Source organism: Thermomonas sp. LB-4 (assembly GCF_036409385.1).
In the GTDB taxonomy this organism is placed as follows: Bacteria; Pseudomonadota; Gammaproteobacteria; order Xanthomonadales; family Xanthomonadaceae; genus Thermomonas.
This window is the reverse complement of record NZ_JAXOFT010000002.1, coordinates 156,768-175,926: the sequence shown is the minus strand read 5'-3', so window position 1 is coordinate 175,926 and position 19,159 is coordinate 156,768. Positions and strand designations below refer to the sequence as shown.

Below are 19,159 nucleotides of genomic sequence, written 5' to 3'. Positions count from 1 at the left end.
CATGCCCGGGCGGGGACGCCTCAGCTTCGGCGCCAGGCTCGTGATCGCGCTGGTGGCCATCCTGCTGCTGATGCAGGCAGCGACGCTGCTGATCATCGACGTCGCGGTCGATCGCGCGGTGAACCGCCAGCTGGCCGCGCGCCTGGACGTGGGCGACCGCGTCTGGCACCAGCTGCAGGTGGACCGCGGCAACGAATTGACTCAGGCGGTGTCGGCCCTGGCGTCGGACTTCGCGTTCCGCGAGGCGGTGGCCACCGGCGATGCGAATACCGTGCTGTCCGCGCTGCTCAACCACGGCCGGCGGATCGGCGCCGACGCCTCCCTGCTGCTGGCGGGCGACGGCAGCGTGCTGGCCGGCACCTTGGACGGCGACCCCGCCGGACAGGCCAAGGCCTTGGCGCCGCTGCTGGCGGAAGCCAGCGCACGCGGCGATAGCGCCGGCGTCGCCGTGCTGGACGACGCACCGTATTCGCTGGCGATCGTGCCGGTGATGGCGCCGCAGCGGATCGGCTGGGTGGCGATGGGCAAGCGCTTCGGGGCCCAGGCGACCCGCGACTACCGCACGCTCACGGGCCTGGACGCCGCCATCGTGGTGGCCGACGCGGGCCGCTGGCGACTGGTGGGCACCAGCCTTGCCCCCGAACAGGCAAAGGCGCTGGCGGGAATGGCGGACGTGCCGCACCAAGCACGGACGGAGGCGCTGGCCGGGCGCAACTTCCACCTGCGCATGACCACCGCCGACCCGGCCCGTGCCGGCGCCGTCGACGTGGTCCTGCTGGCCGACGTGGACGACGCGATGCAGCCGTACCAGCGCCTGAAGCAACAGATCCTGCTGCTGGCCACAGTGGCCGCGGCGCTGGTGCTGCTGGTGTCGGTGCTGGTCGGCCGCAGCGTCGCGCGCCCGGTGGCCCGGCTGGCCGCGGCGACGCGCAGGATCGCGAGCGGCGACTACGCCGAACCGCTGCCCGTGATCGGCAACGACGAGTTCGCCGACCTCGCCGGCGCGTTCAACCGGATGCAGGACGGCATCGCCGAACGCGAGGTGCAGATCCGCTACCAGGCCCAGCACGACAGCCTGACCGGCCTGCCCAACCGCATGTACGCGTTGGCGCAGCTGGAACGCCTGCTGGGCCGCCACGACCGCGCGGGGCTGTCGTGCGCGGTGCTGATGATCGACCTCGACCGCTTCAAGGAAATCAACGACACGCTGGGCCATGCCTTCGGTGACAGCGTGCTGGAACTGGTCGCGCAGCGCTTGCGCAAAGCGATCCGCAGTGGCGATCTGCTGGCGCGCCTGGGCGGCGACGAGTTCCTGGTGCTGATCGAATCCACCGACGAGGCCAGTGCCAGCGAGCGCGCGTGGGCGATCGTCAGGAGCCTGGAGTCACCGCTGGTCGTGGCGGAGCGGCAGGCACAGGTCAGCATCGGCGCCAGCATCGGCCTCGCGCTCTACCCCGCGCACGCGGCCACCCCCGACGCCCTGCTGAGGCGCGCCGACATCGCCATGTACGAAGCGAAGCAGGCGCACCAACGCGTGGCCGTCTACCAGGCCGGCCGGGACGAGTCCCACCTGCGCCAGGTCCGCCTGATCGGCGACCTGCGCAAGGCCCGCGAACGCGGCGAATTCAAAGTCGTCTACCAGCCCAAGGTGGACCTGCGCACGCAGCGGCCGGCCCACGCCGAAGCGCTGCTGCGCTGGCGCCATCCGGAACTCGGCCCGATCCCGCCGGACGAGTTCATCCCCCTGGCCGAGCACTGCGGGCTGATTCACGAGATCACCCGCTTCGTGCTCGGCGTCGGCTTGGCGCAGGTGTCGGCCTGGCGCGCCGACGGGCTGGCGATCGGGCTGGCCGTCAACCTGTCGCCGATGGACCTGCTGGACGCGCAGCTGGCGCAGACCGTTGCCGAGCTGCTGCGCACCCACGGCGTCGCGCCGGGTGACCTGGTCTTGGAAATCACCGAAGGCACGGTGATGCGCGACGTGAAGGCCGCGATGGCCACGATGCACGCCCTGCGCGACGTCGGCGTGCGGCTATCGATCGACGACTTCGGCACCGGCCATTCCTCGCTGGCGCACCTGCGCAGCCTGCCGGTGGACGAGATCAAGATCGACAAGAGCTTCGTGATGCACCTGGACCACCACCCCGAGGACACCGTGATCGTCCGGTCGGCGATCGAGATCGGCCACAACATGGGGCTGCTGGTGATCGCCGAAGGCGTGGAGCAGCAAGGGTCCCTGGACATCCTGCGCGGCCTGCGCTGCGACATGGTGCAGGGCTACCTGTTCTCCCGACCGCTGCCGGCGGAGGACTTCCGCCAGTGGCACGCCGCGTACGAAACCGACAGGATCTCCGCATCCCACCAGGACGAGCCCGCCGCATGACCGTTTCCCACCTCTTCACGCAAAAGCGTGCAGCAGCGCTTGTCCTGGCGCTGTCGCTGGCGTTGCCCTGCGTGGCCAGCGCCGGCGACGGCCGCCTGCTGGCCACCGGCGGCGCCACCCAGGTCGAAGGCAGCGCGGGCGGCGGCATCGTGCCGTGGGCCGTGCTGTCCGGCTACGGCACGGCCGGCCAGCACGGCGGGACCGCCTTCGCCACCCGCGTGGACACCGGGGATTACGCACTGACCAGCTACGGCGCCGCGTACGCGTGGGACAACCGCCTGGAACTGTCCTACGCGCGCCAGCGCTTCGAACTGGGCGAACTGCAGCGGCGCCTGTCCCTGCCCACTGGGCGCTTCGATGCGGAGGTGGTCGGCGCCAAGCTGCGGCTGGGCGGCGATCTCGTGTACACCACCATGCCGCAGGTCGCACTGGGGGTGCAGTACAAGCGCCAGCTGGATTTCGCGATCCCACGGGCGGTGGGCGCACGGGACGACCGCGGCATTGACGTCTACCTGTCGGCCAGCAAGCTGTTCCTCGCTGCCGTCGACGACCGCCACATGCTGCTCAACGCCACCGTGCGCAGCACGCGCGCCAACCAGGCCGGCCTGCTGGGCTTCGGTGGCGATCGCAAGGCCGGCCGTTCGCTGGTGCTGGAAACCTCCGCGGCGGTGCTGCTGGACCCGCACTGGGCGGTCGGCGTGGAGTACCGGCAGAAGCCGGACAACCTGGGCTTCGCCCGCGAGGACGACTGGCGCGATGTCTTCGTCGCCTGGTTCCCGAACAAGCACGTCGCCGTGGTCGCGGCCTACGCCGACCTCGGTTCCATCGCCACGTTGGACCGCCAGCGCGGCGCCTACCTCTCCCTGCAGGCCTCCTTCTGATGCACCGCCATCACACCGCAGCCGCCCTCCTGGCCCTGGCCCTGGTCGCCGGCTGCGCCAGCCGCACCGTGCCGTCCTCCACCTATGCCCAGCTTGGCGGTGCCGCGGGGGTGGAAGGCATCGTCGACGACCTGCTGAACGCCATCGTGGACGACGAGCGCATCAACCAGCAGTTCGCGAACGCCGACATCCTTCGGCTGCGGGAAAAACTGATCGAACGGATCTGCGCGGAATCCGACGGCCCCTGCACCTACACCGGTCTGACCATGGAAGAGTCGCACGCCGGCCGCCACATCACCGACGCCCAGTTCAACGCGCTGGTCGAGGATCTGATCCAGGTGATGACCGCCCGCGGGATCCCGGTCCGTGCGCAGAACCGCCTGCTGCTGCGGCTCGCGCCGATGCACGGCGACATCGTAACGCCCTGAATCCGTCCCCGCCGGGCAGCGGCCGCGGTGATCGCGGCCGCACCTCGACTCCCCGCGCGGTGCCCGCAACTGCGATCATGGGCGGATGACCACCCCCACCACCTTCGCCGACCTCGCCCTCGCTCCCACCCTGCGCGCCGGCCTCGACGCACTCGACTACACCACCCTCACCCCCATCCAGGCGCAGGCGCTGCCAGCGATCCTGGAAGGCCGCGACCTTGTCGCGCAGGCGCCCACCGGCAGCGGCAAGACCGCGGCGTTCGGGCTGGGCCTGCTGCAGCGGATCGACCCCACGGCCGGCGGCACCCAGGCGCTGGTGCTCTGTCCCACCCGCGAGCTTGCCGACCAGGTCGGCAAGCAGCTGCGCAAGCTGGCCACCGGCCTGGCCAACCTGAAGCTGTCGGTCCTGTGCGGCGGCATCCCGCTGGCGCCGCAGCTGGCCTCGCTGGCGCATGCGCCGCAGGTGGTGGTGGGCACGCCGGGGCGGGTGCTGGAGCTGGTGCAGAAGGACGCGCTGGACCTGCGCGGCGTGCGCGTGCTGGTGCTGGACGAGGCCGACCGCATGCTGGACATGGGCTTCGACGAGCCCATCCGCGCGCTGGTGAAGCGCACGCCGAAGGACCGGCAGGGCCTGCTGTTCTCGGCCACCTTCCCCGACGCCATCCGCACGCTGGCCACCGCGATGCTGCGCGATCCCCTGGAAGTCAGCGTGGAGGGCGGCGCCCAGCCAGCCACCATCGAGACGCATTTCTTCGAGGCCGAACCCGCCCGCCGCGCGCCGCAGCTGGCGGCGCTGCTGCTGCAGTTCAACCCGGACTCCACCGTGGTGTTCTGCAACATGCGCAAGGACACCGAGGAAGTGGTGGGTTCGCTGGCCCACTACGGCTTCACCGCGCTGGCGCTGCACGGCGACATGGAACAGCGCGACCGCGAGGAAGTGCTGGTGCGCTTTGCCAACCGCAGCTGCAACGTCCTGGTGGCCAGCGACGTGGCCGCGCGCGGGCTGGACATCGACGACATCGGCGCGGTGGTGAACTTCGAGCTGCCCACGGATGCCGACACCTATCTGCACCGCATCGGCCGCACCGGCCGCGCCGGCCGCCGCGGGCTGGCCTTGAGCCTGGTCGCGCCGGGCGAGCGCAACCGCGCGGTATTGATCGAGGAACGCCAGGGACATCCGCTCCGCTTCGAACGCATCGCCGCGCTGGAAGGCAAGCCGCGCGGCGTGCCGCAGGCGGCGATGGCGACGCTGCGCATCGACGCCGGCCGCACCGACAAGCTGCGCCCCGGCGACATCGTCGGCGCGCTCACCGGCGAGGCCGGGCTGGCCAAGGAGGCCATCGGCAAGATCGACGTCTACCCCACCCGCAGCTACGTGGCCATCGCCCGCGGCCAGGCCGACCGCGCGCTGGAACGCCTGCGTGCCGGCAAAATCAAGGGGCGGCGCTTCCGCATCCATCGGCTCTAGGCGGAAGGTGCACGGCCGACGCCCGGGCTATGGTGCGCTCGATACCGGCACGGCATGCCGCGGCAGCGCCAGCGAAATGGCTGCCGCCAGCGCGACGAACAGCGTCGATATCGCCAGGCATGCGCCCAGTCCCGCCAGCTGGAACACCCAGCCGGACAGCACCGTGCCCAGCAGGCGGCCCAGCGCGTTTGCCATGTAGTAGAAGCCCACGTCCAGCGATACGCCGTCCTCGCTGGCATAGCTGACGATCAGGTAGCTGTGCAGCGACGAATTGATCGCGAACAGCACGCCGAACACCATCAGCCCGACGACCAGGATGGGCGCAGCCGGGTAGTCACGCGCCAGCAGCAGCGCCATCGCCGCCGGAACGATCGCCAGCGGCGTCGCCCAGCCGAACGCCGTCCGGCCGTCGGGGACTTCCCCGCCACGCCGGGTGGTGACGTACGGCGCCAGCGACTGCACCAGCCCGTAACCGATCACCCACGCGGCCAGGAACCCGCCCACCTGCCAGAAATCCCAACCCAGCGACTGCGCCAGGAACACCGGCAGGGCGACCACGAACCACACGTCCCGTGCGCCGAACAGGAACAGCCGCGCCGCCGACAGCAGGTTGATCGCGCGGCTCTTGGACAGCAGGTCGCGGAACCTCGGTTTGTGCTTCGCCTTGCCCATGTCGCGCTTGAGCAGGGCCAGGCTCGACACCCACACCAGCGCAAGCGCGATGGCCATGGCGGCAACCGAGGCCTTGAACCCGATCACGCTCAGCAGCGCGCCCCCGAGGAAGAACCCGATTCCCTTCAGCGCATTCTTGGAGCCGGTAAGCGCGGCCACCCAGCGGTACAGCGTGCCCTGCGCCTCGCCCGGCACCAGCAGCTTGATGCTGCCCTTGGCGCTCATCTTGTTGAGGTCCTTGGCGATGCCGGACAGCGCCTGCGCCGCCATCACCCACGGCACCGTCAGCAGCGCCGATGGCACCAGCAACATCGACAGGGCCACCACCTGCATCGCCAGCCCGAGGTTCATCGTGCGGTTGAGGCCCAGGCGCGCGCCCAGCCAGCCGCCGACGAGGTTGGTGATGACGCCGAAGATCTCGTAGAACAGGAACAGCATCGCCACCTGCAGCGGCGAATAGCCCAGCTGGTGGAAGTGCAGCACCACCAGCATGCGCAACGCGCCGTCGGTCAGGGTGAACGCCCAGTAGTTGCCGGTGACCAGCAGGTACTGGCGGACGTCCGGCGACAGGCGCGCAAGCATCGGCTCAGCCCGCCCTGCCAACCAGCCGCACCAGCTCGGCGGTGCGGTTCACATAGCCCCACTCGTTGTCGTACCAGGCGTAGAGCTTCACCTGGGTGCCGTTGACCACCATGGTGGACAGCGCATCGATGATGCTGGAGCGTGGATCGGTCTGGAAATCGATCGACACCAGCGGGCGGGTTTCATAGCCCAGCACGCCCTTGAGCGCGCCTTCGGCCGCAACCTGCAACAGCCGGTTGACCTCCTCCACCGTGGTCGCGCGCTCCACCTCGAACACGCAGTCGGTCAGCGAGGCATTGGTCAGCGGGACGCGCACCGCGTGGCCGTCCAGGCGCCCGCGCAACTCCGGGAAGATCTCGGCGATCGCGGTGGCCGAGCCGGTCGAGGTCGGGATCAGGCTGCTGCCGCAGGCGCGCGCGCGGCGCAGGTCTTTGTGCGGCGCATCGACGATCACCTGCGTGTTGGTCAGGCTGTGGATGGTGGTCAGGCTGCCATGGCGGATCCCCAACCCCTCGTGGATCACCTTGACCACCGGCGCCAGGCAGTTGGTGGTGCACGAGGCCGCGGACACGATGCGGTGCCGCGCGGGATCGAAGCGCTCGTGGTTCACGCCCATGACCACGTCCAGGGCGCCGGCAGCCTTGACCGGCGCGGTCACGACCACCCGCTGCACGCCCTGGTCGAGGTACGGCTGCAACACGTCCGGCTTGCGGAATTTGCCCGAGGCTTCGATCACCACGTCGCAACCCGACCAGTCGGTGGCGGCGATATCCTTGTTGCGGCTGACCGGAATGCGCGCGCCATCGACAAGCAGCGCATCCCCATCGGCGGTCGCTTCGCGGTCCCAGCGCCCGTGCACGGAATCGAAGTTCAGCAGGTGCGCCAGCGTCGCCGCATCGCCAGCCGGGTCGTTGATCTGCACGAAATGCAGGCCGGGGTTGCCCCAGGCCGCACGCAGGGTGAGGCGGCCCATGCGGCCGAAACCGTTGATGCCGACGCGGATGCTCATGGAAGGATTCCGTTGATGGAAGGGGCAATGGAGGTGCGAACGCTAGGTGGCCGCCTTACCCGCCGCCTTCCGCACCCGCTTCCCGGCCGTGGGCTTGCACACGGCAAGGGACTGGCCGCCGCAGCAGTTGCGGGTGAGGAAGGCGATGAGCTCGGCCATCCGCTGGAAGTCGGCGCTGTAGCGGATGAAGCGGCCCAGCGGTTCGCCGCGGATCAGCCCGGCGGCGCTCAGTTCCTTCAGGTGGAACGACAGCGTGGCCCCCGGCAGCGACAGCGCCTCGGCGATATCGCCCGCCTTGCGGCCTTCCGGCCCCGCCTCGACCAGCAGCCGGAACACCGACAGCCGGGTGGCCTGCCCCAGTGCCGCCAGAGCAAGGGTTGCATCTTTTATTTCCATTTTTCTAGAATATTGGAATAAACGAATCCTAGCAATCCGCCATGACAGAAATGCGACAACCCGACACTGCACCGCCAGCCACGGGCATCGCCGCGCCAGGCCGGCCGGGATCGCGCCGCGCCGCAGCCTCCACACGCCTCCCGGCCGATGCGGCCACCTCCGGACGCAGCCCAACCCCCGCATCCGAAACGACGGGCAGCGACTGCGGCAAGTGGGCGGGCGATGCGATCGCGACCCCCACCAGCGAGCGCCTGAACGCCGCCTGCTTCTGCGTGGGACTGGACGCAAACGCGCTGCGCGGGGCGATCGAAGCGGCCAGCCCCCAACCCGGATTTCTGGCGCTGCTGCAGGAGCGTTGCCCCTACGCGTTTGCGGCGCACCCGGTGTTCGTTGCTGCGCAACAGGCGGCCCGGATCTCCGCGCTGGTCGATGCCATCGAATCGGTGGTGGCGCTGCCCGCCTACCAGGCCGAAGTGCTGGCGCGCGCGCCTGCCATCGCGCGCCACCAGCCGGGCGCAAGCGGCGTGTTCTTCGGCTACGACTTCCATGTCGGCAGCACCGGCATGGGCCTCATCGAAATCAACACCAATGCCGGCGGCGGCATGCTCAACGCCCTGCTTGCCCGCGCCCAGCGCGCGTGCTGTGCGCCGGTGGAAGGCCTGCTGCCGGCGGCGGCCACGGTGCACGCCTTCGAGGCCGGCATCGTGGCCATGTTCCGCAACGAATGGGCGCTGAGCGGAAGACCCGGGCCGCTGCGCACCATCGCCATCGTGGACGAGAACCCTGAAGCGCAATACCTGTACCCGGAGTTCCTGCTGTTCAGGCAGTTGTTCGAGGCCAACGGGCTGCGCGCATTGATTGCCGCACCGGAGGACCTGCAGCTTCGCGACGGCGTGCTGTATTGCGGCACGCAGGCGCTCGATCTGGTCTACAACAGGCTGACCGATTTCTACTTCGAGGGCGAGGCCAGCGCAGTCCTGCGCGAGGCGTACCTGTCCGACGCTGCGGTGGTGACGCCGCATCCCCGCGCGCATGCGCTGTATGCGGACAAGCGCAACCTCGCCCTGCTTTCCGATCCCGACCAGCTGCGCCGTCTCGGCGTCCCCGAGGCCACGCAGGCCGTGCTGCTGGCCCACATCCCGCGTACCGAGGTGGTGGCGGCGGGCAACGCAGACCGCCTGTGGGGCGAGCGCAGGCAGCTGTTCTTCAAACCGTTCGCGGGGTTCGGCAGCCGCGCCGCCTACCGCGGCGACAAGCTGACCCGGCGCGTCTGGCAGGAAATCACCGGTGGGGGCTACATCGCGCAGGCGCTGGTCGCGCCCGGCGAGCGCATGCTGTCGGAGCGCGATGCCGCGCAGGCGCTGAAGTTCGACCTGCGCGAATACGTCTACCGGGGGCAGGTGCAGTGGACCGCGGCCAGGCTGTACCAGGGGCAGACCACCAACTTCCGCACCCCCGGCGGCGGGTTTGCCCCGGTCTACCAGATCCCCGCCGCGGGCCCCAAGGCGCTGGAGGCGCTGCTGCCTCTGGCGGCGTGCGCCGCTGCAAGCGGCTGACCGGCGGCGACGCGCTCAGCCCTCCCCGGCGGCGATCTCCCGCAGCGCGCGTTCGAACACCTCCGGCGGCTGTCCGCCGGAAATCAGGTGCTTCCGCTCCACGATCACCGCCGGCACGCTGCTGATGCCCAGGCCCTGGAAGAACTTCTCCGCATCGCGCACGGCATCGGCGAACTCGCCGTCCGCCAGCACCGCGCCTGCGCGCTCCGGATCAAGGCCGACGCCGGCGGCCACTTCGGCGAGCACCGCGCGGTCGCTGATGTCGCGGCCTTCGCTGAAGTTGGCCACCAGCAGCGCGCGCTTGAGCGGCAGCTGACGCTCCGGCGCTTCCGCGGCCGCCCAGTGCAGCAGGCGGTGGGCATCGAAGGTGTTCCAGGTGCGGCTGCGGGCATTGAAGTCGAAGCTGAAGCCCAGCTCCGCGCCGCGATCGCGGATACGCGCCTGGTTCTCGGCCAGCTGCGCGTCGCTCATGCCGTACTTGCGCTTCAGGTTCTCGGCCACGTCCATGCCGCCGGCCGGCATGTTCGGGTCCAGCTCGAACGGATGGAAATGGATCTCCGCCTCCACCTCGCCCTGCAGCTGGCGCAGCGCCTGCTCCAGCGAGGCCAGGCCCACCGCGCACCACGGGCAGACCACGTCGGACACGAAATCGATGCGCAGCTTGGTCATGTCGAAACCTCTGGACGGAAGACGTGCAGAGTGCCACGCCGACACCATCGCTTCATCCGCTGCGCTGCAACGCAGCGTCGCGACTCAACCGCCGGCGCCTACCCACCGCCGCAGCGTCTGCGCGAAGCCTGCGCCCTGCGCAGGGTCCACAGCGAGGTAGAAATCGGGCTCGATCAGCTCCGCCTCCATCAGCAGCCAGCGGCCATCGGCATCCGGCAGCATGTCGATGCGCGCGTACAGCAGTGGCTCGCCAACCGCCCGCAGAACCTGTTCCGCCAACGCCAGCGCGCCGGCCGGTGGCGCAGCCACCAGCGCGTACTGCCCGCCGAACTCCTCCTGGATGCGGAACTCGCCGGCCAGCGGCCGCTTGTTCACCACGTGGCTGAGACGGCCATCGAAATACAGCAGCGAGGTTTCGCCCTGCGTCCCGATGGTCGGCAGATAGGGCTGCAGCAGCATCGGCATCGGCTCCATCGCGTCGATGACGTCTCCACGCCGCAGCCGCCGCGTCTTCCACGCGCCGCCTGAGATCGCCGGCTTGGCGATCAGCTCGTCCGCGCCGCTGTCGGCGAACGCCTGCTCCACCGCCGCCTGCGACAGCGCGTCCACGAACGCGGTGGGCGGGATCGCCACGCCTTGCGCCGCCAGCTCGCGCAGGTAGCGCTTGTCGGTATTCCACGCCAGCACCCTGGCCGGGTTGGCCAGCGGCAGGCCTTCGCGCTGCCAGGTTGCGCAGGCCCGCTGCCAGCGCGCGGCGTCGTGGTGGTAGCCCCACGCCAGCAGCGGCAGTACGCAAGCGTAGCCGCGCAATGCGGAAACATCGTCCACATGCGCCGTCCACGGCGTCGGCATGGCGTCGATGCCGGCGCCGTCCAGCGCGCGCTGGAGGCGCGCCAGCACCTTCGGCCACAGGTCGGGATAGGCGACTTCCGCGGGGTCGGGAGTGAGGATGGCGACGCGGGTCATGCCCTCAGGCCAGCCAGCACTTCCGAAACATTCAGGCCAAGCTCCAGCTGCAGGCGCACGTACTCGCGCTCCTTGCGCGACAGCGGGCGCCCCATCTCCACGCGCACGTCCTCCGCCTGCAGGATGCGCATGATGCGCGGCAGGGCCGAACCGATGGCGTCGGGGCCATAGCCGGCCTCGCGCAGGGCGGCCTTGATCAGGGTTTCAACGTCCATGGCACATCCGAGGGTCTGCAAACCACGCATTGTGCGCCCTGCGCGGGGACACCGGCGCGGGCCCGGAGTTTCCCGCAGCGGGGCTCACAGCATCGGCAGCTTCAGGCCTTGCTCCCGCGCGCAGTCCCTGGCGATCTCGTAGCCCGCATCCGCATGGCGCATGACGCCGGTGCCGGGGTCGTTCCACAGCACGCGGGCGATGCGCCTGTCCGCTTCCGCCGAGCCATCGCAGACGATCACCACGCCGCTGTGCTGGGAATAGCCCATGCCGACGCCGCCGCCGTGGTGCAGGCTCACCCACGTCGCGCCGCCAGCGACGTTGAGCATGGCGTTGAGCAGCGGCCAGTCGGAAACGGCATCGCTGCCATCGCGCATCGATTCGGTTTCGCGGTTCGGCGAAGCCACGCTGCCGCTGTCCAGATGGTCGCGGCCGATCACTACCGGCGCCTTCAGCTCGCCATTGCGCACCATCTCGTTGAACGCGAGGCCCAGCTTGTGGCGCAGGCCCAGGCCCACCCAGCAGATGCGCGCCGGCAGGCCCTGGAAGCTGATCCGCTCGCGCGCCATGTCCAGCCAGCGGTGCAGGTGGGCGTCGTCGGGGATCAGCTCCTTCACCTTGGCGTCGGTCCTGTAGATGTCTTCCGGATCGCCCGAAAGCGCCACCCAACGGAACGGGCCGATACCGCGGCAGAACAGCGGGCGCACATAGGCGGGCACGAAGCCGGGGAAGGCGAACGCGTGCTCGCAGCCGACGTCGAACGCCATCTGGCGGATGTTGTTGCCGTAGTCCACGGTAGGGATGCCCTGTGCGTGGAAGGCCAGCATCGCCTCCACGTGGACGCGCATCGACTGCTTGGCCGCGTCGCGCACCTGTTCCGGGTTCGCCTGCTGCTCCGCCAGCCACTGCTCCACCGTCCAGCCGATCGGCAGGTAACCGTGCACCGGGTCGTGCGCGCTGGTCTGGTCGGTGACGCAGTCCGGGCGCACGCCGCGGCGCACCAGCTCCGGCAGGATCTCGGCGGCATTGCCCAACAGCGCGATGGACTTGGCTTCGCCCGCCTGCGTGTACTTCGTGATGCGCGCCAGCGCGTCGTCGAGGTCGGTGGCCTGCTCATCGACGTAGCGGGTCTTCAGGCGGAAGTCGATGCTGCTCTGGCGGCATTCGATGGTGAGGCTGCTCATCCCGGCCAGCGATGCGGCCAGCGGCTGCGCGCCACCCATGCCGCCCAGACCGGCGGTCAACAGCCACTTGCCCGTGAGGTTGCCGCCGTAGTGCTGGCGGCCCATCTCCACGAAGGTCTCGTACGTGCCTTGCACGATGCCCTGGCTGCCGATGTAGATCCAGCTGCCGGCGGTCATCTGGCCGTACATCATCAAACCCTTCTTGTCGAGTTCGTTGAAGTGCTCCCAGTTGGCCCAATGCGGCACCAGGTTGGAGTTGGCGATCAGCACGCGCGGCGCGCCGGCATGGGTCGGGAACACGCCGACCGGCTTGCCCGACTGCACCAGCAGGGTTTCGTCGTCGCCCAGCGTCTTCAGGGTTTCCAGGATCCTGTCGTAGCAGTCCCAGTCGCGCGCGGCGCGGCCGATGCCGCCGTACACCACCAGCGAGGCCGGATCCTCCGCCACTTCCGCATCCAGGTTGTTCTGCAGCATCCGGAACGGCGCTTCGGTCAGCCAGCTCCTGCAGTTGAGCTGGTTGCCGCGGGGTGCGCGGATCGAACGGGACGGGTCAAAGCGGTTGCTGGCGGTCATGGGCGCTCCAACGGCGAAACGGGAATGACCAAAAGTCTGCGCCGGCCGGCCCCGCCCCGCCAGCGCATCAGGACAGGATTCGCCCTGTTTCCGCCATGGTTTGCATGATTTGCAGCGCTTTGTTTACGCTGTAAACATGGCTCGGCCCGATACCGCGATGCGCATCCTCAATGCCGCCCGCGCACTGTTCGAACGCGAAGGCGCCGGCAGTGTGAGCATGCGCAGGGTAGCGGAAGCGGTGGGCATCACTGCGACGGCGATCTATCGCCACTTCCCCAACCGTGAGGCGCTGCTGGAGAAAATCAGCGACGACAGCTTCGACGAGATCGCCCGCCACTGGAACGCGCACCGCCAGGCCCGGGATCCGATCGCGCGGCTGCTGGCGACCCAGCAGATCTATCTCGACTACGCGCTGGCCTATCCGCACCTGTTCGACCACGCCTTCCTCGCCCGCCGCCGCAATGCGCGGCGGTTCCCCGAAGACTTCATCGCCGCGCAATCGCCCACTGCCAACGTGATGCACGAAGCGGTGCTGGAGGCGCAGGCCAGCGGCCAGCTGCGCGCGGGCGATGCGTGGGGGCTGACGATGACGGTATGGGCGCACGCGCACGGCTTGATCGCGTTGCAGCGCGCCGGGCGTTTCAGCTTCGATGAAGCCGGTTTCCGCGCCTTCTTCACTACTTCCCTGCACCATCTGCTGGACGGACTGCGCGCCTGACCGCGCGATCAACCGCCATCCGGCTTCGCTATCATCCGGAGGATGCAAATCCTCCTCCGAACCGGGCTGCTGGCCTTCGCCCTGCTGGCCTCCGCCTGCGCGACCCGATCCCCTTCGACAGCCGCGGCCGCAGCGCAACCGGCCACCCTGCTGCTGGTGTCCGTGGACGGCCTGCGGCCTGCCGACGTCACTCCCGCCCAGATGCCCGTGCTCGATGCGCTGGGCAACGCCAACGTGCGCGCGGAAGGCATGCGCCCTTCCTATCCCAGCCTCACCTTTCCCAACCACTACACGCTGGTCACCGGGCGGCGGCCGGACCACCACGGCATCATCCACAACAGCATGGAAGACGCCCGACTCGGCGAGTTCCGCCTGAGCAACCGCGGTGCGGTGGGCAACGGCGACTGGTGGCAGGGAGGCGCGCCGGTATGGACCAGCGTACAGCGCGCCGGCCTGCGCGCGGCCACCATGTTCTGGCCCGGCAGCGAGGCCGAGATCGATGGGGTGCGGCCGTGGCGCTGGCGTGCCTACGACGGCGCGATCGGCAATGCCGATCGGGTGGCCCAGGTGCTGGAATGGCTGCGCCTGCCTGCTGCCGAGCGGCCACGCTTCGTCACCCTGTACTTCGACGTGGTCGACCACGTCAGCCACGATCACGGCCCCGGTTCCGCCCAGGCCCGTGCGGCGCGCGCCGACGTGGATGCAGCGCTGGGGCAGCTGCTGGATGGCCTGCGCGATGCGCGGCAGCTCCAAACCACCAACCTGGTCATCGTCTCCGACCACGGGTTCGAAGCGGTCCCGCCGGACCACAGCATCGCGGTCGACGACATGGCCCCGCGCGAGCTCGCGCAGGCGGTCAGCGTGGGCCAGGTGATCGGCTTCATGCCGCGCGCCGGCAAGACCGCCGACGCCGAGCGCGTGCTGTTGGGGCAACACGCGCAGTACCGGTGCTGGCGCAAGGGCGAACTGCCCGCGCGCTGGCATTATGGCCACCATCCGCGCATCCCGCCCATCCTTTGTCAGATGGCACCGGGCTGGGACGCCCTGTTCGCGGAGGCACACGCAGCGCGCCAGCAGCTGGAACACGCGCGGGGCTCGCACGGCTACGATCCGGAACTGCCGTCGATGCGCGCGACCTTCATCGCCGCCGGGCCGGCGTTCCGGTCCGGCACGCGATTGCCGGTGTTCGACAACGTCGACGTCTATCCGCTGCTGATGCGCCTGCTGGCGCTGCCGGCGGAGGACAACGACGGCGACATCTCCCCGCTGCTGCCGGCGCTGGAGCCAGCGCGGTGATCCTTTGCCGCCGGATCGACAGCCCGGTCGGGCCGCTGATGCTGGCGGCGGATGCCAGCGGCCTGCGCCACATCGAGTTCCGCCACAACCGCCATCCCGCCAACCGGGCCGACTGGCACGGCGGCGACAACGAAGTGCTGCAGGCCGCCGAGGCGCAGCTTGGCGAGTATTTCGCCGGCAAGCGCCAGCGCTTCGATCTGCCGCTGGCGCCGCAAGGCACCGACTTCCAGCTGCGCGTCTGGTGGGAACTGGCGCGAATCCCGTTCGGCGACACCATCAGCTACGCGCAGCTGGCGCAGCGGCTGGACAACCCCAACGGCACCCGCGCGGTGGGCGCAGCCAACGGCCGCAACCCGCTGCCGATCGTGCTGCCCTGCCACCGCGTGATCGGCGCCGACGGCGCGCTGACTGGCTTCGGCGGCGGCCTGCCGGTCAAGGAAGCACTGCTGCGGCTGGAAGGCGCGCTGCCGCCGGCCGCCGACCTGTTCGGCCACGCCGCGGCCACCGGCAGCCTCCTCTAGAACCGCCTGCGCGGCGGCAACCAGCGCCGCCAGCCGCGCGTCATTGCGCGCGCGCGACCTTCATCGCGGCATGCGCCACCCGGTGGATCAGGCGCGCGCCGACACGTGCGGTGACGTTGTCGCGATCCAGCGGCGGCGACAGTTCGGCCACGTCCATCAGCTTCAGCTTGCCGGTCGCGGCCACGGCGTCCAGCAGCGGCTCCACGACCTCCATCGGCACCCCACGCGCGGCAGGCGCGCTGACGCCGGGCGCCATCGCGTGCGGCAGGCCGTCGATGTCGATGGTCAGGTAGATCGCATCCGCGTCGGCCAACCTGTCTTCCAGTTCCGCCAATCGCTGCGGCAGCTCGAGCAGGCCGAGCTCGTCGTCGCGCACGTAGTGCACGCCCAGCGCGTCGGCGGTATCGAACAGCACGCGGGTGTTGGCGGCGGCGCTGATGCCGTAGGCCAGGTAGTCCAGCGGCAGGCCCAGCGCGCGCGCATGCTCGATCGCCTGCAGGAACGGCGTGCCGGAGCTGCCCTGCTCCTGCCGGCGCAGGTCGAAATGGGCGTCGATGTTGACGATGGCCACGCGTGGCCGGCGCGCGCGCAGATGCCCTGCCAGGCCAAGGTAGCTGGCGAATGCGATCTCGTGGCCGCCGCCCAATCCCACCGCCAGGTGGCCGGCGTCCAGCAGCGCCGCCATCGCTTCGGCGTAGCGCGCCTGTGCGGCTTCCAGATCGCCATCCCCGCAGGCCACGGTGCCGGCATCGTACAGCGGCACCTCGTCCAGCACCGGCAGGTTGGACAGCATGCGGCGCAGGGCCGCCGGGCCTTCCGCCGCGCCCACCCGGCCCTGATTGCGGCGCACGCCCTCGTCGCAGGCGAACCCCAGCAGCGCCACCCCGGGCGCACTTCCAGGCCGCGGCGCGCGCACCCACTGGTGCCAGCGGCGGTTTGCCGCGTCCTCGGGCAGGTCGATGCGGCCGCTCCAGCCTTCGATGGCGTTCATGCCGGCAACTCGCAGGCGGTGACGGGGTGCATGGCGGACTCCTGAGGATTCGATGCCCCATTCTAGGAAACGCGGCGGCGCGACGCCGGAATCCACCGCCGCCGATGCGTCGACGCGTTTGCGATAATCCCCGGCCGCACGCGCATCACGGAGTCGTCGCCATGCCGGCCCATCGCTGGGACCTGCTGCTCACCCACGCCACGCTGGCGACGCTGGACGGCGAAACGCCGTTCGGACTGCTGGAAAACGCCGCGCTGGCGATCGCGGATGGCCGCATCGCCTGGCTGGGATCGATGGACGCGCTGCCCAGGCAGGCCAGCATCGGCCGCAGCGAAGATCTCGGCGGCCGCCTGCTCACCCCCGCGCTGGTCGACTGCCACACCCACCTGGTGTTCGCCGGCAACCGCGCCAACGAATTCGACATGCGCCTGAACGGTGCCAGCTACGAGGAGATCGCGCGCGCGGGCGGCGGCATCCGTTCCAGCGTGTCGGCGCTCCGGCAGGCCGACGAGGACGAGCTGCTGCGACAGTCGCTGCCGCGCGCCCGCGCGCTGCTGCGCGACGGCGTGGCCACGCTGGAGATCAAGTCCGGCTATGGCCTAGACCTCGACAACGAGCGCAAGATGCTGCGCGTCGCGCGACGCATCGGCCAGCTGCTGGGCATCGACGTGCGCACCACCTATCTGGCCGCGCACGCGCTGCCACCGGAGTACCGCGACGACCCGGATGGCTACATCGATGCGGTGGTCGACTGGCTGCCGCAGCTGCACGCGGAAGGGCTGGTGGACGCGGTCGACGCGTTCTGCGAAAGCATCGGTTTCTCGCCCGCGCAGACGCGGCGCGTGTTCGAGGCCGCGCGCGCGCTGGACCTGCCGGTGAAGCTGCATGCCGACCAGCTCAGCGACCTCGGCGGCGCGGCGTTGGCGGCGGAGTTCGGCGGGCTGTCCGCCGACCATGTCGAATACACCGGCGAAGACGGCGTGCGCGCGATGGCGGCGCGCGGCACGGTGGCGGTACTGCTGCCCGGCGCCTTCCACGTGCTCCGGGAGACGAAGCTGCCGCCGATCGCCCTGCTCCGCCAACACGGCGTGCCGATGGCGGTGGCCACCGACTGCAATCCGGGCACCTCGCCGCTGCTGTCGCTGCGGCAGGCGATGCAGCTGGCCTGCACGCACTTCCGGCTGACCCCGGAAGAGGCGCTGCGCGGCGCCACCGTCAATGCCGCGCGCGCGCTGGGACTGGCCGATCGCGGCGTCCTGCGCGCGGGACTGCGCGCCGACCTGGTGGCCTGGGAGGTCGCCCATCCCGCCGAACTGTGCTATTGGCTTGGCGGTCAACTGGCCGCGCGCGTCTACGCCGCCGGCCTGCCACTTTCCTGACCCGGAGATCCCGATGCGCCTCACCCTGCTTGCCGCCGCCTGCCTGCTGTCCGCCCCTGTCGTGGTCTATGCCCAGGCGACCGACGCCGCGCGCAGGCTGGCGCAGGACGCGATCATCGTCGACACCCATATCGATGCGCCCGGCGTGCTGGTCGACAAATGGGCCGACCTTGCCGACGCGCACCAGGACCGCGAGTTCGACTATCCGAAGGCGCGCGCGGGCGGGCTGGACGTGGCGTTCATGTCGATCTACACCTCCCCGCGGCAGGACGCCGACGGCAGCGCCTGGCAGGCGGCCAACGCGATGATCGACGGCGTCGAGGCGCTGGTGCAGCGGCATCCCGACAAGTTCGCCATCCTGACCTCGCCGAAGGACGCCGAGCGCCTGCTGGAAGGCGACCGCGTGCTGCTGCCGCTGGGCATGGAGAACGGCGCCCCGCTGGGGGACAAGCTGGAGAACGTGCAGTTCTTCTTCGATCGCGGCGTGCGCTACATCACCCTGGCCCACAGCGCGGCCAACCGGCTGGCCGACTCCTCCTACGCCGCCGAGAAGAAGTGGAACGGGCTGAGCCCGCTCGGCCGCCAGGTGGTGGCGGAAATGAACCGGCTCGGCATCATGGTCGACGTCTCGCACCTGGGCGATGCCTCGGCGCTGGAAGCGATCCGGCTGAGCAAGGTGCCGGTGATCGCCAGCCACTCGGCGTTCCGTCATTTCACCCCTGGCTTCGAGCGCAACATCAGCGACGAGATCGCCAAGGCGGTGGCGGCGCGCGGCGGCGTGGTGCAGGTGCCGTTCGGCACCGCGTTCATCAACCCCGACAGCGCCGCCGACCTGCAGGCGCAGTTCCGCGCGCGGGTGGCGTTCGACCAGCGCAACGCCGAGCTGAAAGCGCAGGGCAAGCCGCAGGAAGATCGTGCCGCGTTCGAGAAGGCATGGGAAGAAGCGCATCCGGTGCGCAGCAGCACCCTTGCTCAGGTGCTGGACCAGATCGACTACGGGGTGAAACTGCTCGGCGTCGACCACGTCGGCATCGGCTCGGATTTCGACGGCGTGGGCGGCGAGCTGGCCAACGAACTCAAGACCGTGGCCGACTTCCCCAACCTGGTGGCCGGCCTGCAGGCGCGCGGCTATTCCGATGCCGACATCCGCAAGATCCTCGGCGGCAACCTGCTGCGCGCCTGGGCGGCCATCGAGGCCGGCGCCGGGAAGTAATCCTGCGGCCCCGGCGCCCGCCCAAACGGGCGCCGGCCCTGAAACGCGAAAACCCCGCCAA

The 19,159-nt window shown here is 70.1% G+C and carries 18 protein-coding genes; 10 read left to right on the top strand and 8 right to left on the bottom strand.

The window, feature by feature from the left end; translation table 11 throughout:
• Window position 1: 1 nt before the first annotated feature.
• The 4 genes from SPK54_RS02575 to dbpA all read left to right on the top strand — a co-directional run bounded on the left by SPK54_RS02575 (window position 2) and on the right by dbpA (window position 5,160).
• Window positions 2–2,383, top strand: a complete 2,382-nt coding sequence (locus tag SPK54_RS02575; protein ID WP_330946366.1) for an EAL domain-containing protein — start codon at window positions 2–4, stop codon at window positions 2,381–2,383.
• Window positions 2,380–3,264, top strand: coding sequence for a DUF3034 family protein (locus SPK54_RS02570; RefSeq protein WP_330946365.1), 885 nt, complete (start codon window positions 2,380–2,382; stop codon window positions 3,262–3,264). Before SPK54_RS02575 ends, SPK54_RS02570 begins: the two co-directional genes overlap by 4 nt.
• The gene (locus SPK54_RS02565; RefSeq protein WP_330946364.1) at window positions 3,264–3,692 is read left to right on the top strand and encodes a group 1 truncated hemoglobin; all 429 of its coding nucleotides are present in this window, start codon (window positions 3,264–3,266) and stop codon (window positions 3,690–3,692) included. Before SPK54_RS02570 ends, SPK54_RS02565 begins: the two co-directional genes overlap by 1 nt.
• An 85-nt stretch (window positions 3,693–3,777) precedes the next feature.
• The gene (dbpA, locus tag SPK54_RS02560; protein ID WP_330946363.1) at window positions 3,778–5,160 is read left to right on the top strand and encodes an ATP-dependent RNA helicase DbpA; all 1,383 of its coding nucleotides are present in this window, start codon (window positions 3,778–3,780) and stop codon (window positions 5,158–5,160) included.
• A 27-nt stretch (window positions 5,161–5,187) separates the two neighbouring features.
• Here dbpA and arsJ read toward each other — a convergent pair whose 3' ends face one another.
• The 3 genes from arsJ to SPK54_RS02545 are packed head-to-tail and all read right to left on the bottom strand — an operon-like array spanning window position 5,188 to window position 7,819.
• Window positions 5,188–6,414 carry an organoarsenical effux MFS transporter ArsJ gene (gene arsJ / locus SPK54_RS02555; protein ID WP_330946362.1) on the bottom strand — a complete coding sequence of 409 codons (1,227 nt, stop codon included), beginning with the start codon at window positions 6,412–6,414 and terminating at the stop codon, window positions 5,188–5,190.
• Between the two features lie 4 nt (window positions 6,415–6,418).
• Entirely contained in the window at window positions 6,419–7,423 is a 1,005-nt protein-coding gene (locus SPK54_RS02550) for an ArsJ-associated glyceraldehyde-3-phosphate dehydrogenase (RefSeq protein ID WP_330946361.1), read from the bottom strand.
• A gap of 42 nt (window positions 7,424–7,465) precedes the next feature.
• Window positions 7,466–7,819 (bottom strand): metalloregulator ArsR/SmtB family transcription factor, encoded by a 354-nt coding sequence (locus tag SPK54_RS02545; RefSeq protein ID WP_330946360.1) that lies wholly within the window; start codon window positions 7,817–7,819, stop codon window positions 7,466–7,468.
• A 272-nt stretch (window positions 7,820–8,091) separates the two neighbouring features.
• On the opposite strand from SPK54_RS02545, the gene SPK54_RS02540 reads away from it, so the two are divergent.
• A complete protein-coding gene (locus tag SPK54_RS02540; protein WP_330946359.1) occupies window positions 8,092–9,375 on the top strand; it encodes a hypothetical protein in 1,284 nt (427 codons plus the stop codon).
• Window positions 9,376–9,390: 15 nt separating this feature from the next.
• On the opposite strand, the gene SPK54_RS02535 is transcribed toward SPK54_RS02540, so the two are convergent.
• From SPK54_RS02535 to hutU, 4 genes are all read right to left on the bottom strand, one after another.
• Window positions 9,391–10,044, bottom strand: a complete 654-nt coding sequence (locus SPK54_RS02535; RefSeq protein ID WP_330946358.1) for a DsbA family oxidoreductase — start codon at window positions 10,042–10,044, stop codon at window positions 9,391–9,393.
• A gap of 84 nt (window positions 10,045–10,128) precedes the next feature.
• Complete coding sequence (locus tag SPK54_RS02530) at window positions 10,129–11,010, bottom strand: hypothetical protein (RefSeq protein WP_330946357.1); 882 nt, start codon at window positions 11,008–11,010, stop codon at window positions 10,129–10,131.
• Window positions 11,007–11,225, bottom strand: coding sequence for a polyprenyl synthetase (locus SPK54_RS02525; RefSeq protein WP_330946356.1), 219 nt, complete (start codon window positions 11,223–11,225; stop codon window positions 11,007–11,009). Before SPK54_RS02525 ends, SPK54_RS02530 begins: the two co-directional genes overlap by 4 nt.
• An 84-nt stretch (window positions 11,226–11,309) precedes the next feature.
• Window positions 11,310–12,980, bottom strand: a complete 1,671-nt coding sequence (hutU, locus tag SPK54_RS02520) for a urocanate hydratase (protein ID WP_330946355.1) — start codon at window positions 12,978–12,980, stop codon at window positions 11,310–11,312.
• Between the two features lie 136 nt (window positions 12,981–13,116).
• Here hutU and SPK54_RS02515 point away from each other — a divergent pair, with 136 nt between their 5' ends.
• The 3 genes from SPK54_RS02515 to SPK54_RS02505 are packed head-to-tail and all read left to right on the top strand — an operon-like array spanning window position 13,117 to window position 15,515.
• On the top strand, window positions 13,117–13,698 hold the full coding sequence (locus SPK54_RS02515) for a TetR/AcrR family transcriptional regulator (RefSeq protein ID WP_330946354.1): 582 nt from the start codon (window positions 13,117–13,119) through the stop codon (window positions 13,696–13,698).
• A 42-nt stretch (window positions 13,699–13,740) separates the two neighbouring features.
• Window positions 13,741–14,994, top strand: a complete 1,254-nt coding sequence (locus SPK54_RS02510) for an ectonucleotide pyrophosphatase/phosphodiesterase (protein WP_330946353.1) — start codon at window positions 13,741–13,743, stop codon at window positions 14,992–14,994.
• Window positions 14,991–15,515: a methylated-DNA--[protein]-cysteine S-methyltransferase gene (locus SPK54_RS02505; protein ID WP_330946352.1), complete on the top strand. Its 525-nt coding sequence runs from the start codon at window positions 14,991–14,993 to the stop codon at window positions 15,513–15,515. Before SPK54_RS02510 ends, SPK54_RS02505 begins: the two co-directional genes overlap by 4 nt.
• 40 nt (window positions 15,516–15,555) lie before the next feature.
• On the opposite strand, the gene hutG is transcribed toward SPK54_RS02505, so the two are convergent.
• Window positions 15,556–16,506: a formimidoylglutamase gene (hutG, locus tag SPK54_RS02500; RefSeq protein ID WP_330946351.1), complete on the bottom strand. Its 951-nt coding sequence runs from the start codon at window positions 16,504–16,506 to the stop codon at window positions 15,556–15,558.
• Window positions 16,507–16,667: 161 nt separating this feature from the next.
• Here hutG and hutI point away from each other — a divergent pair, with 161 nt between their 5' ends.
• Together hutI and SPK54_RS02490 are read left to right on the top strand one after the other, a co-directional pair.
• Entirely contained in the window at window positions 16,668–17,885 is a 1,218-nt protein-coding gene (gene hutI / locus SPK54_RS02495; RefSeq protein WP_330946350.1) for an imidazolonepropionase, read from the top strand.
• Between the two features lie 13 nt (window positions 17,886–17,898).
• On the top strand, window positions 17,899–19,098 hold the full coding sequence (locus SPK54_RS02490) for a dipeptidase (protein ID WP_330946349.1): 1,200 nt from the start codon (window positions 17,899–17,901) through the stop codon (window positions 19,096–19,098).
• Window positions 19,099–19,159 lie beyond the last annotated feature (61 nt).

Excerpts from the sequence above, each read along its gene's own strand:
- SPK54_RS02510 (WP_330946353.1), top strand. The coding sequence starts at position 13,741 with ATGCAAATCCTCCTCCGAACCGGGCTGCTGGCCTTCGCCCTGCTGGCC.
- SPK54_RS02525 (WP_330946356.1), bottom strand. The coding sequence starts at position 11,225 with ATGGACGTTGAAACCCTGATCAAGGCCGCCCTGCGCGAGGCCGGCTAT.
- arsJ (WP_330946362.1), bottom strand. The coding sequence starts at position 6,414 with ATGCTTGCGCGCCTGTCGCCGGACGTCCGCCAGTACCTGCTGGTCACC.
- SPK54_RS02575 (WP_330946366.1), top strand. The coding sequence starts at position 2 with ATGCCCGGGCGGGGACGCCTCAGCTTCGGCGCCAGGCTCGTGATCGCG.
- SPK54_RS02530 (WP_330946357.1), bottom strand. The coding sequence starts at position 11,010 with ATGACCCGCGTCGCCATCCTCACTCCCGACCCCGCGGAAGTCGCCTAT.
- dbpA (WP_330946363.1), top strand. The coding sequence starts at position 3,778 with ATGACCACCCCCACCACCTTCGCCGACCTCGCCCTCGCTCCCACCCTG.
- SPK54_RS02565 (WP_330946364.1), top strand. The coding sequence starts at position 3,264 with ATGCACCGCCATCACACCGCAGCCGCCCTCCTGGCCCTGGCCCTGGTC.
- hutG (WP_330946351.1), bottom strand. The coding sequence starts at position 16,506 with ATGAACGCCATCGAAGGCTGGAGCGGCCGCATCGACCTGCCCGAGGAC.
- SPK54_RS02550 (WP_330946361.1), bottom strand. The coding sequence starts at position 7,423 with ATGAGCATCCGCGTCGGCATCAACGGTTTCGGCCGCATGGGCCGCCTC.
- SPK54_RS02545 (WP_330946360.1), bottom strand. The coding sequence starts at position 7,819 with ATGGAAATAAAAGATGCAACCCTTGCTCTGGCGGCACTGGGGCAGGCC.
- hutI (WP_330946350.1), top strand. The coding sequence starts at position 16,668 with ATGCCGGCCCATCGCTGGGACCTGCTGCTCACCCACGCCACGCTGGCG.
- SPK54_RS02490 (WP_330946349.1), top strand. The coding sequence starts at position 17,899 with ATGCGCCTCACCCTGCTTGCCGCCGCCTGCCTGCTGTCCGCCCCTGTC.
- SPK54_RS02570 (WP_330946365.1), top strand. The coding sequence starts at position 2,380 with ATGACCGTTTCCCACCTCTTCACGCAAAAGCGTGCAGCAGCGCTTGTC.
- SPK54_RS02515 (WP_330946354.1), top strand. The coding sequence starts at position 13,117 with ATGGCTCGGCCCGATACCGCGATGCGCATCCTCAATGCCGCCCGCGCA.
- hutU (WP_330946355.1), bottom strand. The coding sequence starts at position 12,980 with ATGACCGCCAGCAACCGCTTTGACCCGTCCCGTTCGATCCGCGCACCC.
- SPK54_RS02535 (WP_330946358.1), bottom strand. The coding sequence starts at position 10,044 with ATGACCAAGCTGCGCATCGATTTCGTGTCCGACGTGGTCTGCCCGTGG.